The sequence below is a fragment of the Acinetobacter sp. UBA1496 genome, from assembly GCF_002324975.1.
In the GTDB taxonomy this organism is placed as follows: Bacteria; Pseudomonadota; Gammaproteobacteria; order Pseudomonadales; family Moraxellaceae; genus Acinetobacter; species Acinetobacter variabilis.
This window is the reverse complement of the sequence record NZ_DCRI01000029.1, coordinates 1-16,176: the sequence shown is the minus strand read 5'-3', so window position 1 is coordinate 16,176 and position 16,176 is coordinate 1. Positions and strand designations below refer to the sequence as shown.

Sequence of the window (16,176 nt, the reverse complement as noted above, 5' to 3'; positions counted from 1 at the left end):
TGGGTAGTAATTACTCAATCACGCGTGGGACGAGATACAAACCGTTCTGTACAGCAGGTGCAACTGCTTGGTATTCCTCACGATGATTGCTTTCCGACACGACATCTTCACGTAAAGGCTGTGGGTGGTCGAAAGGGCTTTTCAGTGGTTCAACACCGTCAGTATCGATGCCTTTCAGCGTTTCCATCATGCCTAAAATTTTATTTAAACTTTGAGCATATTCAGCAGATTGCGTATCATTCAGAGATAATCGTGCAAGGTGTGCAATCGCTGAAACTGTTTCTGCATTTAAATCTGCAGAATGCTGTGCATCCGATGTAGACATAACATTACCTAATCAGTATTAAAAAAAAATCAAATTATCATGCGTTATGATAAGCGATTGACTTGTCCAAAGCATCACATTTAGTTAAAGTTGCCACCTTGCGTCCATATAAAGTTTAATTGAGAACGTCCCCGTGATTCTAAAACGACTAATAGGCTTGTTTTCGCCAGATCTAGCCATTGATTTAGGTACTGCAAATACACTTATTTATGCGCCAGGACGAGGCATTATATTAAATGAACCGACGGTTGTAGCAATCCGTCATAGTGGTTCACAAAAAATTGTTGCTGCCGTAGGTCTTGACGCGAAACAAATGCTTGGTCGTACCCCGGCAAATATTTCAGCAATCCGCCCGATGAAAGATGGTGTGATTGCAGACTTTGAAGTCACTGAAACCATGTTGAATCAGTTCATCGGCAAGGTTCACGAAAAACGTTTATTCCCGCCTGCACCACGTGTTGTGGTGTGTGTTCCATGTAAATCTACTCTGGTTGAACGTCGTGCGATCCGTGAAGCCGTGTATAACGCTGGCGCGCGTGAAGTACGTTTGATTGAAGAACCGATGGCAGCTGCAATTGGTGCAGGCATGCCGGTTGAGCAGGCGTGTGGTTCGATGGTTGTTGATGTGGGCGGCGGTACAACTGAGATTGCAGTAATTTCATTGCAGGGCTGTGTATATGCAGACTCGCTGCGTATTGGCGGTGATGTATTTGATGAACAGATCATCAACTACGTACGTAAGGCACATGGTTGCGTGATCGGTGAAACCACAGCTGAAGTGATCAAAAAAGAAGTTGGCATGGCACTTCCAGATGAAGGTGCAAAACCGCTGGAAATTGAAGTTCGTGGCCGTAACTTGGCTGAAGGTGTGCCTCGCGCGATTGTGGTGAACTCGGATGAAGTCACTCAAGCGATCTCTGATCCACTACAAAACATCGTGTCTGCTGTGAAATCTGCATTGGAACAAACACCTCCTGAACTGTCTTCTGACATCGCTGAACGCGGGATCGTGTTGACCGGTGGTGGTGCATTGCTGCGTAACCTGGACAAGCTGCTTGCTAAAGAAACAGGTCTGCCTGTTGTGGTTGCTGAAGATCCACTGTCTTGCGTGACTCGTGGTGGTGGTAAGGTACTCGAATTCTTCGACAATCCAAATCATGACATGTTATTTGTAGGCTAAGACAAGGATTCGGCGGGTGCAAGCACATCTGTTTTCTCGACAACCGCCATCTTTTCGCTCTTTTATCATTGCACTGATAACATGTCTGGTGGTGCTGTTCTTTGACTGGCGCATGCCACATGTTGTTCAACCTGCAAGGGATGTCTTGTACGCGGCCTATAATCCCATTTATGCCGTGGCCAGCTATCCGGTACTCTCGCGAGAATGGCTGAATCAACAAACCAAATCTGAAGCACAACTGCGTCGTGAAAATACCGCGATGCGGGCTGAGCTATTGCAGGCGCAAGTTCGCCTACAAAAAATTGCAGAGCTTTCTGCAGAAAATACCCGTTTGCGCGGTCTTTTAGATACTTCTCTGATTCTTGATGGACGTATGGAAATTGCTGAGGTGATTGGTACCGATGCTGATCCGCTACGCCATATCATCGTGATCAACCGTGGTTCCAATAACAAGCTGAAAGTCGGTCAGACCGTACTGGATGACATGGGGATTATGGGACAGATTATTGATGTCTATCCGCATAGTAGCCGGGTTATGCTGCTCTCTGATAAAGAACACTCCTTGTCGGTACGTCTGGAACATACTGGCATGCGTGCCATTGTCTCGGGAACCGGGGATCTGGGACGCCTGAAAATGGAATATGTACCGACCAGTGCCAACATCAAAGTCGGTGAAAAAGTCTATAGCTCGGGTTTGGGACAGCATTTCCCGGCAGGCTATCTGGTCGGCACCGTCTCTAAAGTACAACGTCATAATTCAGGTGAATTTGCCCAGATTGATGTGGTTCCGGCAGCGCAGCTGGCTGGTGGTCATCATGTAGTGGTGTTATTTTCCGATTCTTTAGCGATGGAGCAGCCACATGTCGATCGCTAAACTGAAACCAAGAACCCATCGGGATCCCTTGTTGCCGATCATGATTTCGGTAATTTTTGCCTCGGTTCTGGTGGTCTATCCTTTATCTTATTCGCTCTCTGGCTGGCGCCCGCAGTTTATGCTGATGATCATGCTGTTCTGGGTGTTGTGTCAGCCGACCTGGTGTGGAATCTGGTTTGCATTTGCTACCGGGATATTCATTGATTTACTGCTTGATGCGCCTTTAGGTCTAAATGCACTTAGCTTTATCATCATTGCTTTTGTGGCACGTTTCCTGACCCGTGAGCGCCGTATTCTGACCTTTGCTAATTTATGGGTAATTACGGCAATTGCGATTCTGGCACATTTGATGATTATCTTCTTTGCCCAGATTTCGACCGGCGTACAATTCTCATTTGCACGACATTGGATTCCCATGCTGACTAGTGTCATCATATGGCCAGTGCTTTATTACTTTTTGAGAAAATGGCGCATTTAATCCTCGCTTCCAGCTCACCCCGACGCCGTGAACTTTTGCAGCAACTCGGGCTGAACTTTGAGATCTGTAGCCCAGATGTAGACGAATCTGTACTGGAAAATGAGTCCATTGCAGCCTATGTCGAACGTCTGGCGCAAGTCAAAGCGGAAGCGGTGGCCAAGCTGTTCCCGGATGCCATTATTATTGCTGCGGATACCAGTTTAGGTGTGAATAATGAGATTTTGGGGAAACCTGAATCCAAACAGCATGCCTTTAAAATGTGGGAAAAAATTTCAGGGAGATGGCATGATGTGTATACTGGAGTGTGCGTCCGCACAAAAGAAGAAAAATACAGTATAGTAGTTCGTACACAGGTTGAATTTCAGCCACTAAATAGCCATGATATGGAAAGTTACTGGGCAACAGGTGAGCCGCTTGGGAAAGCAGGCGCCTATGCAATACAGGGAATTGCAGCGCGTTATATTCCAAGAATAGAAGGTAGTTATTCGAATGTAGTGGGCTTGCCACTATATGAAACAGTACAGTTATTGCAGACGGTTAAGGCACTAAATTAACTGCTGAAAAAGAATTCTTATAATGTTTTGAGTGTTGTTATGTCTGACGAGTTGTTGATTAACGTCACACCGATGGAATGTCGGGTGGCGTTGATTGAAAACGGCACGGTGAATGAACTGTTTGTCGAGCGTACGGCCAAGCGCGGATTGGTCGGGAATATCTATAAAGGGAAAGTGGTCCGGGTCTTGCCAGGCATGCAGGCCGCTTTTGTTGATATTGGCCTGTCCAGAACGGCATTTTTGCATATCAATGACATGGTCTGGCCACGTAACCAGCCAACGCCGAATGTATTCGAGCTGTTGCAGCCGGGTCTGATTCTCACCGTTCAGGTGATGAAAGACATGCTCGGCACCAAGGGCGCACGTCTATCTACTGATCTTTCTATTCCTTCACGTTATTTGGTCCTGATGCCATATGGCAATCATATTGGTGTATCGCAGCGGATTGAATCCGAAGATGAACGCAATCGTTTACGCTCGATCATTGAGCGTATTCAGGCAGAACACAAGCTGCCAGGTTCCGTCATTGTCCGTACTGCCGCTGACGGCATTGAGGAAGAAGCGATTGCACAGGATATGGCTTATCTGGCTAAACTCTGGGAATACATCCAGCGCAAACAAAAAGTCATCGCAGTGCCTTCATTAATTTTTGAAGAGCTGCCTTTGCCACAGCGTGTCATTCGTGACTTGGCCAATGAAGAAACCGAAAAGATCTATATCGATTCACGTGAAATTCACGGCAAGCTGAAAGAGTTTGTGGATGAGTTCGTGCCGAATATGAAAGACCGTTTGCTACATTATCCGGGCGAGCGACCAATTTTCGATTTGTACAATGTCGAAGAAGATCTGCAAAAGGCTCTACAAACCCGTGTAGCACTGAAGTCCGGTGGTTATCTGATGATTGACCAGACTGAAGCCATGACCACAATTGACGTCAATACCGGTTCTTATGTGGGCGGTCGCTCGCTGGAAGATACGGTGTTTAAAACCAATATGGAAGCCACACAGGTCATTGCACGTCAGCTACGTCTGCGTAATCTGGGCGGTATTATTATCATCGACTTCATTGACATGCAGGAAGCCCAACATCGTGAAGAAGTGATGAACCAGTTTATGAAAATGCTGGAACGTGATCATGCCAAAACCAAGATCACCCAGGTGTCTGAACTGGGGCTAGTAGAGATGACGCGTAAGCGTACTCGTGAGTCTTTGGAACACTTGTTATGCGAGTCCTGTCCGACCTGTCAGGGACGTGGATATGTGAAAACAGCAGAATCAGTGTGTTACGAAATCTTTCGGGAAATCCTGCGCTATGCTCGCGCTTATGAATCACAGAGTGGCTTTACTGTCGTTGCCCATCCAGCAGTGATTGATCGGCTGTTGACTGCAGAAGCCCCAGCTGTGGCGGATCTGGAACACTTTATTAATCGTGTAATTAAATTCCAGGTCGAAAACTTATATACGCAAGAGCAATACGATATCATTCTCAGCTGAAATTGTAACAGAATATCGTTAAACACTTGTTACATCTGAAATTTTACATCTCTACTGATATTTACAATACTAGAAACATCAAATTAGCCAAAGCCTTTCTCCCAGTTCTAGGCTTAGCAAAAGGAGTCTATGATGAGTATGAGTAAAGTTGTAATCAATAAAAGCTTGAAACACGTATTAGAACCAAAGGCTGTGCATGCAGGATATATTGTGGATGAACGCGGGAATGAAGTTCAGATTACAGCTTCTATGATTCGCTCTGTTTGCCATCAGTTATTAAAACAGTGTCGTACTATTAAAAGTTAATTAAACCAAAATAGATTGCAGTTGTATGAATTTCATTCAAACTGTAAAAAGAATAAAATCAAGGGGCTTAAATTGCCCCTTTGTTTTTCAATAAATGATTAGCAAAAGTGCTCACACACTTTTTAGCAGTCCATTGCCAGATTTTATTCGTCCGCGGCTAACTGACCGCTTTCAACTTTGGGACGGGTTCACCATCCACAATCCGTTCGAAGCGCTGAATTTCTTCTTCAAGATGAGTCAACAGATTCTGCATTTTGGGTAGAGCATTACGGCAAGCGGTAAGACCTACTTCAAGCTTGTCCATATAACTGGTCATGGTGATATTCAGTGCTTGTCCATCCAGTACAATCGAAGCCGGATATAAGGCTTCCAAACGTGCGCCATTCCAGTACAGAGGTTCCTGAGGACCAGGGACATTGGAAATGATCACGTTAAATGCCTGACGTTTTGGCATTAAGCCAGATGCAATATTGAATCCTGCAAGACCATAGACAAAGGCACTATAGTTCAAAATTTGATTGGCATTCATGCGCTTAAAGCGCTCTTTAGCACTGAGTACACTGCGACGTACCGTTTTTAAGCGTTCTAAAGGATCATCCTTATGCGTGCCGAGATTCGCCAGAATCATGGTAATACGGTTGGAAACATCGGAATCATCGCTACGTACGGAAGCCGGCACCATCGCAATCAATGGTTTTTTCGGCAAAGCATTTTGTGTGAGTAAATATTCGCGTAAGGCACCTGAACAGATCGCCAGCACAATATCATTAATGGTTACACCTAAAGCTTTGGAAATATGACGCAGACGTGAGAACTCAAAAGATTGGGCTGCGAAACGACGTGAGGTACTAACAAGCTGATTTAAAATCGAACTTGGCGCCTGAAAGCTGGATACATAATCCGGATTACGCCCCATATCTTTCAGTACGGTTTGCGATAATTCATAAGCCACTCGTGGTGTACATTCCAGCTGTCCTTTAATCGCCTGTAGCACATTCTTCATGCGGCTGACTTTCGGCGCTTTCAGACGTTTTGCTCGTGGGCCTTCTACACACCAAGGTGGCACAATACTTTTCGCATGTGGATCATGAGAAAGTGATTTTTCTACCAGACGCATGCCTGCAATACCATCTACCATCGCATGGTGAATCTTGAAGTACATGGCAAAACGGTTGCCTTCAATGCCTTCAATAATATGACAGGTCCATAAAGGTTTAGCGCGGTCAATCAGTGCGCTGTGTTCTTGGGAAATATAAGTCAGCAGCTCGCGGATACGCCCAGGTTTCGGTAAGGCAATATGACGAAAATGATGATCTAAATCAAACTCTTCATCTTCATCCCAAAATAAACCGTTTAAATAGTTATTAAATGGAGGAATCGGTGAGGATTTGGAATTGCGAATATCAGTCACCAGATCCCGGATAAAAGAGGCTGGTGCATTGTCAGGAATTTGAAACAAAAATAACCCGCCTACATGCATAGGCTGCTGCCGTTTCTCTAAAGACAAAAAAATAAAGTCAATCGGATGTAATGGACGCATAGCGTAGATTGCCTCACTGCATTTTCTTCAGCTGCTCATGTATAAGCAACCTTGTTAGAATTATTGGTATCACATTACAAAGTATAGCGATTTTGTCGCATAAAGGTACTGATTTTTCTGTAGCCGATTGGTTCACAAAAAAACCACCCGACGAACGGATGGTTTTTTAAGATTATTTTTTCAAGTTCCCGGCATGCAAGCCACATTCTTTATGGGTGGCTTCTTCCCACCACCAGCGTCCTTCACGTTCATGCTGATTTGGCAGCACAGGACGGGTACAAGGTTCACAGCCAATGGAGATAAAACCTTTTTCATGTAGTGGGTTGTATGGAATTTCCATCATTCGGATATAATTCCACACATCTGCACTAGACCAGTTGGCAAGGGGATTATATTTAATCAGCTGTTTGCCTGGACCAGAAAAACCTTCATCAGATTGAACCACCGGAATGTCATTCCGTGTTCCCGCGCTTTGGTCTTTACGCTGACCGGTAATCCAGCCATCTAAAGTTGCCAGTTTTTTGCGTAAAGGTTGCACCTTGCGGATTCCGCAACATTCCTGATGGCCGTCACGGTAAAAACTGAACAAACCTTTTTCAGTCGTCAGTTGTTGAATCTCCTCTGTTTCCGGGAAGCAGATTTCGATATCAATATTATAGTGCTGACGAACCTTTTCAATAAATTGATAAGTCTCAGCATGCAGACGCCCTGTATCCAGGCTAAATACCCGGAAAGGTTTACCTAAATTGGATGCCATATCAATCAGTACGACATCTTCTGCACCGGAAAATGAAATGGCAATTTCGCCTTCCTGGTCGAGAGCAAGCGCTAAAATTTCACTTGGTGATTTATCTGCATATTCAGATGCGAGCGCATCTACCATAGCAATAGTGGGGATTTTGGTCATATGAGTCCTGGCGACATAGGCTTGGAAATGACGTGGCCTATATGAATTTATTTCAGATTTATTCTATTTTAATAGAAATGCCCAAAGCTACTTATCACTAAAAAATAAATACTTATGAAAAAAACAGATTTAAAAAAGAACAGTGCAAAATCTTTTTCTTCAGCTATGATAGGGCAAAATTTTTTCAATACAACTGAGGGGATGCTTCATGGAAGTCGTATGTCTAGATCTAGAGGGCGTTTTGGTTCCAGAAATCTGGATCAATTTTGCTAAAAAAACAGGTATTAAAGAGCTCGAAGCAACGACACGTGATATTCCTGACTATGATGTGTTGATGACCCAGCGTTTGAATATTTTAAAACAGCATGGTTTGGGTCTAAATGATATCCAGGCTGTGATTGCGGATATGGGGCCATTTGAAGGCGCCAAGGAATTTGTAGAATGGGTAAGTACTCATTTTCAGCTGATTATTCTGTCTGACACTTTCTATGAATTTGCTCATCCTTTAATGAAGCAACTAGGCTGGCCAACGATTTTCTGTCATAAGCTGGAAACTGATGAAGAGGGCATGATCACTGCTTATAAACTTCGCCAGCCAGATCAGAAGCGTCAGGCAGTGAAAGCATTACACGGTCTGAATTTCCGTGTGATTGCAGCCGGTGATTCATATAACGATACGACAATGCTGGGTGAAGCAGATCATGGCTTCCTGTTCGACGCACCAGAGAATGTGATTGCAGAATTCCCGCAATTCCCGCCAATTTATGGTTATGACGCATTGAAAGAAGCAATCCGTAATGCATCGGTACGTAATATTCCAGCTTAATTTTTAAGTTTGAAATTAAAAAAAGGCACCAAAGGGTGCCTTTTTTTATTAGAGTAAAACTCTTTATTGCTTAGAAACGGTAGCCGATTTTTAGGCCATAACCCATGGCATGGTTGTCTTCAAAATCACCTACAATAGTACCGCCAGTTTGTGCTTGGGCATCGCCTAACCAGAAATATTTTACGCCAGCCTGAATAAAGTAATTCTCAGCAGGGCTATATTGAGCACCTAAGCCTACATTCCAGTAACCTTCAGTTGGACCTAAAGTCGTTACAGGGTTGCCTGCACCTGAGTCATAACCTACAGAAGCTGAACCTGACCATTTATTATTGAATTTGCGACCTACACCGACTGTTGCTGACCATTGATCATTAGAGTAATCGATCAGATTTTGTGCTTTTCCTTTTGCCAAGGCTGAAGCTTGAGCGAGTAAAGATGGTGTTACAGCAAATTGATCCCAATGAACCCAACGAAGATTTGCAAAAGCAATAGTATTTTGAGCGACACCTGATTGCAGATCAATATTTACCGACTGAGGTGTAACCGCCTCTACAGTACTTTCTCTTTCACCTAAAGTCGCCAATAATGGTTTTGCTGGACTTAAAGGATGACCTGCATCAGGAAGTTGTTGTCCTAAAAGAGCTAAATCAGACTGTTCAGAAGATTTTGCTTTATGCTTAATTTCTGAACGATAGGTAACAGAAGCTTTTAATGCAATTTCAGGAATTTGATAAGCAAATCCAGCAAGCCATCCAAAGGCTTCTTCTTGTTTAAGCTGAATGTTATAGCCACTTAATAAAGAATAAGCACCCCCCCGTAATTTAATATCAGCCTCAACAGTTTGCCACACTGGACCAGCATAGAAATTCCAGTTTTCTGTAGGTTGATAACCAATGAGGGCAGTTAAATTATGTGTGTCAACATCAACTGATGTACCTTCTACACCATTACCAAAAGAACCAGCAGTTTCAGCGTATGTTGCATCTGCTCCAAAAGGTTGATCATAGATCAAGCCTAAAGAAATTTTGTCTGTTGCTTGAACTTTAATTGCAGCAGAGGGGAAATAGTAATCTTCCCCCATGTCGTTAATTTTTTCACCTTCAAAAGCAGATACTTTAGATGTCCCTTTCACAGTTGGATCAAGAACAGAAATTCCTGCTTCTGCATAGTTACCAGGTTGTAAAAAAGCCTGAATAGACTGGCCTGAACGGTCTAAACCGGCAGCGAACACGAGAGAAGTAGGCAGGCTAGAAAGAAGAATAGCGATAGAGATTGGCTTAAGCTTCATGGCTCATCCTTGACAATGTTGCATAAATATTAATAAAAGTTGTGGAAAAGTAACACAAATTTAAAAAGAGTAAATGCTCCACTTCGTCCAAGAAATTAACTATGGCGGTTATAAAAAATGATTGCTTAGAGTATTTATACTATATTTTTTTGATTAACTTAATGAAAATAAACAAATAATAATTTTTATCAAAATATATTAAAAACAAAATTTAGGCAAAATTTGATTGGTGATAAAAGCATCGAATAGTATACGGGTGTATAAAAATATAAATGAGACAATAAAAACCACCCGAAGGTGGTTTTTATTAACTAACAGGAATTAGAAGCGATAGCCCATTTTTAAGCCATAACCTAAAGCATGGTTATCTTCAAATTGTGCCACAGAGTTTCCTGTACCAAACATTGATGCAGGTTGAGCTTTAGCATCACCTAACCAGAAGTACTTCACACCACCAGCGATAAAGTAGTTTGCAGCAGGTGAGAATTGTAGACCTAGGCCAACGTTCCAGTAACCTTCAGTTGGACCTAAAGTTGAAACAGGGTTGCCTGCACCTGAATCCCAACCTACAGAGACATTACCTGCCCATTTTTCATTAAATTTACGGCCTACACCTACAGTAGCTGACCATTGATCATCTGTATAACCCACTAAGTCAAAACCATTTGGATTATCTGGGGTTAAGCCTGCGGCACCTAAAGCTTCTGAAACTGTACCAAACTGTTCAGGACGAATTGAAAAATCTTCCCAGTTTACCCAGCGCACATTAGCAAAAGCGACTGTGTCAGCCATGATACCAGTTTGGAAATCAAGGTTTACAGATTGTGGAGTTGTAATTTTGGTAGTAGTGTTTTCGTTATATACCGCACCTGGTCCAGGAACTAAACCAGTTAAAATTAAGCTTGTACCATATTCATTCGTTGCTGCTTCGTGATCAATTTCAGAGCGATACGTTAAAGATGCTTTTAATGCGATTTCAGGAATTTGGTAAGCTAAACCTGCAATCCAGCCTACTGCAGAATCTTTCTTCATATCTGCATTATATTGGCCTAATGCAATAGTAGAACCGTATGCGGTACCACGTAGTTGAACATTCCCTTTAACGGTCTGGTATACCGCACCACCATATAGATTCCAGTTTTCAGTTGGTTGGAAACCTAATAGGAACGTTAAATTTTCGGTTGTAACTTCTACTTCAGTTGCTTCTTGGCCATCATGCAATAAGCCCTGTCCAGCAAATAATGCAGCTGGAAGCCCCAAGCCTGCTAATGCTGGGTTTGCTCCAGCATCACCAACTGAATAGGCTGCATCAGCACCAAAAGGTTGATCGTATAAAAGACCCACTGATAATTTATCAGCTACTTGAAACTTTAATGCTGCACTTGGGAAGTAATAATCTTCGCCCATGTCTGATAGAGAGGTATTCTCAAGACCAGCTAAAGCTGCAGGAATAGCAGCGTTAGGTGTATAACCTGCATTAGCTTTACCAGATACAGATGGATCTAAAACAGAAATACCTGCTTCAAAATAGTTACCAGGTTGTAGGAAGGCTGCAATAGATTGGCCTGAACGATCTAGTGCTGCTGCAAATGCGCCTGTCATAGGTACAGTTGCAAGAATCATTGCAGTAGTTAATGTTTTTAATTTCATTTACGTCTTTCCTTGAGGTACAAATTTATATCTAGCGTTGTTGTTTGCACTTATTGAATTCTTGGAGATTTCGGGTATTTATCCGCAATCATTTGTTACTCCATGTGACAAAAATAGCACAATTAAAATAAGAGTAAATGCTCTAGAAAAAACTAATTAGTCTAAAAAAGCACCAAAATAGAGTTTTTGCACCAAAAAATGGCCTTATTTTGAAATAAGTATTTGAAAGTAAAAGAAATAAAATAATGGAGAAAAAATGATTTTTTGTATAAAAAATATTCTAAAAATATGAAGATTAACGCTAATTTTTTGAAGTATAGATCACATTTTGAAAGGATGGTGCGCCCTGCGGGACTCGAACCCACGTCGGTCGCTTAGGAGGCAACTGCTCTATCCAGTTAAGCTAAGGGCGCGAAAAAAGGCTATTGTACTGTAAAAAATGCAAAAAAAAAGTTATTGCCGAAGCAATAACTTTAAAAATCATCGATTAAAAGATTTTTTGATTAATTCTTAGGGCGCAGTGCCTTAAACAGAATAAACATGATCACGACCCAAATCGGAAGCATCAGTACCGATTCTTTAAAGCCTTGTGTCCACATGATGTAAAGAATGGTCGCAATGAAAGCTAAAACCAGAATATTACTTGCAGGTGACCACAATGCAGGGAAACTGGTCTTTTGTCCTAACTGCTTCATGCTTTGCATAAACTTGAAGTGAGTCAGACTAATCATGGCCCAGTTCAGTACCAGTGCACCTACCACTACATAAATCAGGTGACTTAAGGCATCTTCAGGAACAAAGTAGTTTAGAAGTACACAGCCGAAAATCAGCAGGGCAGAGAACAGAACTGCAGGAATTGGAACGCCTTGTTTGTTCACAGTCTTAAAGATTTTAGGGGCATTACCTTGCTGTGCCAGACCATAGAGCATACGGCTATTAGCATACATACCACTGTTATAAACAGAAAGTGCAGCTGTCAGGATGATGAAGTTCAGCAGATGTGCTGCCCAGTCAATCCCCAATTGGCTAAAGATCATTACAAACGGGCTTTTATCCAGACCACCCAGTTCCAGCTGGTTCCAAGGCACTAAAGATAACAGAATGGTCAACGCACCTACATAGAACACCAGAATACGGAATACAACCTGATTAATCGCTTTTGGAATAGTTTTTTCTGGATTTTCAGCTTCTGCTGCCGCCATCCCGATCAGTTCAATACCACCGAAGGCAAACATCAGGAAGGCCAGCATATAGAATAAGCCTTCAAAGCCATTCGGGAAGAAACCGCCTGCTGTCCAAAGGTTGCTGAAAGAAGCTCCTGAAGAAGCATCAGCAGTCAGGATCAGATAGAGACCAAAGACAATCATGGAAATGACCGCAGTCACTTTTACAATGGATAGCCAGAATTCTGATTCACCGTAGAATTTTACATTGCCGAGATTGACCAGCGTAATTACGATGAAGAAAAACAGGACTGAGGTCCAAGCTGGAATATGAGGCCACCAGTAATTAATATATTTTGCAACGGCGGTGAGCTCGGTCATAGCCACCAGGATATATAAGATCCAGTAGTTCCAACCCGCAAGGAAACCAGGGAATTTGCCCCAGTATTTATAAGCAAAATGGCTGAATGAACCTGCTACAGGTTCATGAACAATCATCTCACCCAATTGACGCATGATTAAGAATGCAATTAAGCCACCAATGGCATAGCCAAGAATAATAGAAGGACCCGCAGATTGGATCACCTGTGCGGAACCTAAGAATAAGCCTGTGCCAATTGCACCGCCCATGGCGATCAACTGAATATGACGGTTCTTTAAGCCACGCTGAAGTTGTGAAGACTCGTTATTCAAAGTGTTCAGCCCGACAATGTAAGAAATAGGTATAAAGATTGTAATGGAACAAAGATAAGAAGCCTAGAGCACCCGTCTGGATGAAATATTATTATCGTATTTATAAAAAAAAATTATAAAAATAAATAGAATAAAAGATATGTGAATCAATATATTAATTTTATTGAAAATGTAACTGATGAGTTTGCTGTTTTTTTAACTCGACACAAATGCTGTTTTTTTATACTTAGGTCGGGCAAGGCGACTACTTGGCTTTAAACCGATTATACTCGTCTCACAAATATTCAATAATTTTGATCAGAATAAAGACAAGCCAGAGGAAGAAAGTATTCATGAGTTTCGCTGCCCAAATCAAAATCCCGGCCACTTACATGCGCGGAGGCACCAGTAAAGGGGTGTTCTTTAAACTGGACGATTTACCTGCTGCTGCACAACAGGCAGGCCGAATTCGGGACCAGTTATTATTAAGAGTGATCGGCAGCCCGGATCCATATGGCAAGCAGATTGATGGGATGGGCGGTGCCAGTTCAAGTACCAGCAAAACCGTGATTCTGACTAAAAGTCAGCAAGAAAATCATGATGTGGATTATCTTTTTGGTCAGGTATCGATTGATCGACCTTTTGTGGACTGGAGTGGTAATTGTGGCAATCTGACTGCAGCAGTTGGGGCATTTGCGATTTCCAATGGCCTGGTCGATCCTGCACGTATTCCTGAAAATGGGCTGTGTACGGTGCGAATCTGGCAGGCGAATATTCAGAAAACCATTATCGCCCATGTACCGATGCAGAATGGTCAGGTTCAGGAATTAGGTGATTTTGAGCTGGATGGCGTAACTTTCCCAGCAGCCGAAGTACAGATTGAATTTCTGGATCCTGCCGATGATGATGCCGAGGGCGGTTCAATGTTTCCGACCGGAAATTTAACCGATACGCTGGAAGTACCGAATATTGGCAGCTTTGAAGTAACGATGATTAATGCCGGGATCCCGACAGTTTTCTTAAAGGCAGAAGATCTAGGCTATAACGGTACCGAGTTACAGGACCATATCAATAATGATGCAGCTGCCTTGGTGAAGTTTGAAACCATCCGAGCCTATGCTGCTCAACAGATGGGGCTGATTCAGGATATTAGTGAAGCTGTTACACGTCAGCATACGCCAAAGATCGCTTTTGTGGCTCCGCCAAAGACTTATACGTCCTCTAGTGGTAAGGAAGTCACTGAAACAGATAGCGATATTCTGGTCCGTGCCTTATCGATGGGTAAGTTGCATCATGCCATGATGGGAACAGCCGCTGTAGCGATTGGAACAGCGGCAGCGATTCCGGGAACCTTGGTTAATCGTGTTGCAGGTGGCGGTGAACGTGAATCAGTCCGCTTTGGTCATCCTTCCGGTACCTTAAGAGTGGGTGCGCAAGCAGTGCAGGAAAATGGAGAATGGAAAGTGAAAAAAGCCATTATGAGTCGTAGTGCTCGTGTGCTAATGGAAGGTTGGGTGCGTGTTCCTGAAGATGTTCTCTCTTAAAATTATTCTTTGAGAAAATTAGCCTAAGCAAAACCATCAGTTCTCTGGTGGTTTTTTATTAAAAAAGATATTTTTGATTTGATTATTTTTAGTCTCAATACAGAATTATGAAACAACATTTGGATTTAAGAATGAAAATTCAATGCAATTCTAGGTACAATGCCTGATAACAGACAGGCACTTATAAACTGTCATTTTATTATTCTGGCTACGTATTCGAGGCGAATGTGTCATCTATCACTGACGTATCAACCCATGCACTAACTCAAGCACAACAACGGATTCAACACGATTTAATGACTGCTTTGGAAGCCTTTTCCATTCCGGAACCGTTAAAGTCAGCAGTGCATCATGCCGTAATGCTAGGAGGAAAGCGGGTACGTCCAGCATTATGTTATGCCACTGCCGCTTTAAAACCGAATCAGAATAGTGCTGCGGTACGCCGTGCCGCAGTTGCGATCGAGTTTATTCATTGCTATTCACTGGCACATGATGACCTGCCATGTATGGATAATGACTTGTTACGTCGTGGTCAGCCCACCTGTCATGCTGCTTTTGGTGAAGATACGGCTCTTCTGGCGGGTGATATTTTGCAATCCATGGCGTTTGAAATTCTGGGTAGTCGTCTGTTTGACCAGGGGCCTGCAGTAGAGCCAGCAATTGTCTTGAAGCAGATACAGATTCTGGCGACTGCTTCCTCGAAAATGGTCAATGGTCAGGTACTGGATTTACAGGCCGAAGGCAAAAAAATTGATCAGGAAGCACTGGAAACCATTCATCGAAATAAAACCGGAGCCTTGATCAGTGCAGCGATTATGATGGCAGCGGTGACGATCTTTGAAGGGACTGATCTGGCCATTCCAAAACTGCGTGAATTCGGGCAAGCGATTGGTCTAGCTTTCCAGGTACAGGACGATATTTTGGATATTATTTCTGATACAGAAGTGCTCGGTAAAACGGCGGGTAAAGATGAACAGGTCGAAAAATCAACTTATCCGGCATTGATGGGTTTAGAGAAAGCCCAAGCCTATGCACAGCAATTACATGATCAGGCCATGACTGCACTGAATCATTTCGATGGTCAGGCTGATGATCTGATGCAGATTACCCAGTTCCTGCTGACACGTAAAAGCTGATTTGAATAAACTAATCTTCCTGAAATCAGCTTAAAACAAGCATAAAAAAAGAGGACTTAAAGTCCTCTTTTTTATATGTATAGGACTTACGCATTGACGGATTCAAAAAAGTATTAAAATACTTTATAAAGTATCTGTGATTAGACGAGTTAAACATACTTCTCCGGCAACTTGTACATTACCCATGTATATGGGCTTTCTCATGACAGAACCGAACTCTATGACCTGCACACAACTTT

15 protein-coding genes and 1 tRNA gene are annotated in these 16,176 nt (G+C 42.8%); 9 read left to right on the top strand and 7 right to left on the bottom strand.

Annotated elements, in window-relative coordinates; all coding sequences use genetic code 11:
* Positions 1-10: 10 nt before the first annotated feature.
* A complete protein-coding gene (gene gatC / locus B3143_RS03145) occupies positions 11-325 on the bottom strand; it encodes an Asp-tRNA(Asn)/Glu-tRNA(Gln) amidotransferase subunit GatC (protein WP_262736110.1) in 315 nt (104 codons plus the stop codon).
* Positions 326-458: 133 nt separating this feature from the next.
* Here gatC and B3143_RS03140 point away from each other — a divergent pair, with 133 nt between their 5' ends.
* The 6 genes from B3143_RS03140 (at position 459) to B3143_RS03115 (ending at position 5,211) form a co-directional block, all read left to right on the top strand.
* The gene (locus B3143_RS03140) at positions 459-1,505 is read left to right on the top strand and encodes a rod shape-determining protein (protein ID WP_286739489.1); all 1,047 of its coding nucleotides are present in this window, start codon (positions 459-461) and stop codon (positions 1,503-1,505) included.
* A gap of 16 nt (positions 1,506-1,521) precedes the next feature.
* Positions 1,522-2,379 carry a rod shape-determining protein MreC gene (gene mreC / locus B3143_RS03135; protein WP_214001466.1) on the top strand — a complete coding sequence of 286 codons (858 nt, stop codon included), beginning with the start codon at positions 1,522-1,524 and terminating at the stop codon, positions 2,377-2,379.
* The gene (mreD, locus tag B3143_RS03130) at positions 2,366-2,857 is read left to right on the top strand and encodes a rod shape-determining protein MreD (RefSeq protein ID WP_005234482.1); all 492 of its coding nucleotides are present in this window, start codon (positions 2,366-2,368) and stop codon (positions 2,855-2,857) included. The genes mreC and mreD overlap by 14 nt, the downstream gene beginning before the upstream one ends.
* Positions 2,845-3,411, top strand: coding sequence for a Maf family nucleotide pyrophosphatase (locus B3143_RS03125; RefSeq protein ID WP_034170447.1), 567 nt, complete (start codon positions 2,845-2,847; stop codon positions 3,409-3,411). Before mreD ends, B3143_RS03125 begins: the two co-directional genes overlap by 13 nt.
* Before the next feature lie 39 nt (positions 3,412-3,450).
* Complete coding sequence (gene rng, locus B3143_RS03120) at positions 3,451-4,905, top strand: ribonuclease G (RefSeq protein ID WP_175966990.1); 1,455 nt, start codon at positions 3,451-3,453, stop codon at positions 4,903-4,905.
* Between the two features lie 132 nt (positions 4,906-5,037).
* Positions 5,038-5,211: a PA1571 family protein gene (locus tag B3143_RS03115; RefSeq protein WP_004783090.1), complete on the top strand. Its 174-nt coding sequence runs from the start codon at positions 5,038-5,040 to the stop codon at positions 5,209-5,211.
* Between the two features lie 157 nt (positions 5,212-5,368).
* On the opposite strand, the gene B3143_RS03110 is transcribed toward B3143_RS03115, so the two are convergent.
* Both B3143_RS03110 and B3143_RS03105 read right to left on the bottom strand, forming a co-directional pair.
* Positions 5,369-6,751, bottom strand: a complete 1,383-nt coding sequence (locus tag B3143_RS03110; RefSeq protein WP_262736109.1) for a WS/DGAT/MGAT family O-acyltransferase — start codon at positions 6,749-6,751, stop codon at positions 5,369-5,371.
* Positions 6,752-6,923: 172 nt separating this feature from the next.
* Positions 6,924-7,658 (bottom strand): phosphoadenylyl-sulfate reductase, encoded by a 735-nt coding sequence (locus B3143_RS03105; protein WP_286739486.1) that lies wholly within the window; start codon positions 7,656-7,658, stop codon positions 6,924-6,926.
* 208 nt (positions 7,659-7,866) lie between these two features.
* Here B3143_RS03105 and thrH point away from each other — a divergent pair, with 208 nt between their 5' ends.
* Positions 7,867-8,484 (top strand): bifunctional phosphoserine phosphatase/homoserine phosphotransferase ThrH, encoded by a 618-nt coding sequence (thrH, locus tag B3143_RS03100; protein WP_004783083.1) that lies wholly within the window; start codon positions 7,867-7,869, stop codon positions 8,482-8,484.
* A gap of 70 nt (positions 8,485-8,554) precedes the next feature.
* Here the strand turns inward: thrH and B3143_RS03095 are convergent, their stop codons facing one another.
* From B3143_RS03095 to B3143_RS03080, 4 genes are all read right to left on the bottom strand, one after another.
* The gene (locus B3143_RS03095) at positions 8,555-9,772 is read right to left on the bottom strand and encodes an OmpP1/FadL family transporter (protein ID WP_004783082.1); all 1,218 of its coding nucleotides are present in this window, start codon (positions 9,770-9,772) and stop codon (positions 8,555-8,557) included.
* A gap of 321 nt (positions 9,773-10,093) precedes the next feature.
* Positions 10,094-11,422, bottom strand: coding sequence for an OmpP1/FadL family transporter (locus B3143_RS03090; RefSeq protein ID WP_004783080.1), 1,329 nt, complete (start codon positions 11,420-11,422; stop codon positions 10,094-10,096).
* A gap of 337 nt (positions 11,423-11,759) precedes the next feature.
* Positions 11,760-11,835 (bottom strand) — tRNA-Arg (locus tag B3143_RS03085).
* A gap of 90 nt (positions 11,836-11,925) precedes the next feature.
* Positions 11,926-13,278 carry an amino acid permease gene (locus B3143_RS03080; RefSeq protein ID WP_004783078.1) on the bottom strand — a complete coding sequence of 451 codons (1,353 nt, stop codon included), beginning with the start codon at positions 13,276-13,278 and terminating at the stop codon, positions 11,926-11,928.
* 332 nt (positions 13,279-13,610) lie between these two features.
* On the opposite strand from B3143_RS03080, the gene prpF reads away from it, so the two are divergent.
* The gene (prpF, locus tag B3143_RS03075; RefSeq protein ID WP_004783077.1) at positions 13,611-14,801 is read left to right on the top strand and encodes a 2-methylaconitate cis-trans isomerase PrpF; all 1,191 of its coding nucleotides are present in this window, start codon (positions 13,611-13,613) and stop codon (positions 14,799-14,801) included.
* 227 nt (positions 14,802-15,028) lie between these two features.
* Complete coding sequence (locus B3143_RS03070) at positions 15,029-15,937, top strand: polyprenyl synthetase family protein (RefSeq protein WP_262736108.1); 909 nt, start codon at positions 15,029-15,031, stop codon at positions 15,935-15,937.
* The last annotated feature ends 239 nt before the right edge of the window (positions 15,938-16,176 follow it).

Coding starts and splice junctions, on each gene's coding strand:
- B3143_RS03105 (WP_286739486.1), bottom strand. CDS start 7,658: ATGACCAAAATCCCCACTATTGCTATGGTAGATGCGCTCGCATCTGAA.
- prpF (WP_004783077.1), top strand. CDS start 13,611: ATGAGTTTCGCTGCCCAAATCAAAATCCCGGCCACTTACATGCGCGGA.
- gatC (WP_262736110.1), bottom strand. CDS start 325: ATGTCTACATCGGATGCACAGCATTCTGCAGATTTAAATGCAGAAACA.
- B3143_RS03125 (WP_034170447.1), top strand. CDS start 2,845: ATGGCGCATTTAATCCTCGCTTCCAGCTCACCCCGACGCCGTGAACTT.
- B3143_RS03115 (WP_004783090.1), top strand. CDS start 5,038: ATGAGTATGAGTAAAGTTGTAATCAATAAAAGCTTGAAACACGTATTA.
- thrH (WP_004783083.1), top strand. CDS start 7,867: ATGGAAGTCGTATGTCTAGATCTAGAGGGCGTTTTGGTTCCAGAAATC.
- B3143_RS03090 (WP_004783080.1), bottom strand. CDS start 11,422: ATGAAATTAAAAACATTAACTACTGCAATGATTCTTGCAACTGTACCT.
- rng (WP_175966990.1), top strand. CDS start 3,451: ATGTCTGACGAGTTGTTGATTAACGTCACACCGATGGAATGTCGGGTG.
- mreD (WP_005234482.1), top strand. CDS start 2,366: ATGTCGATCGCTAAACTGAAACCAAGAACCCATCGGGATCCCTTGTTG.
- B3143_RS03095 (WP_004783082.1), bottom strand. CDS start 9,772: ATGAAGCTTAAGCCAATCTCTATCGCTATTCTTCTTTCTAGCCTGCCT.
- B3143_RS03110 (WP_262736109.1), bottom strand. CDS start 6,751: ATGCGTCCATTACATCCGATTGACTTTATTTTTTTGTCTTTAGAGAAA.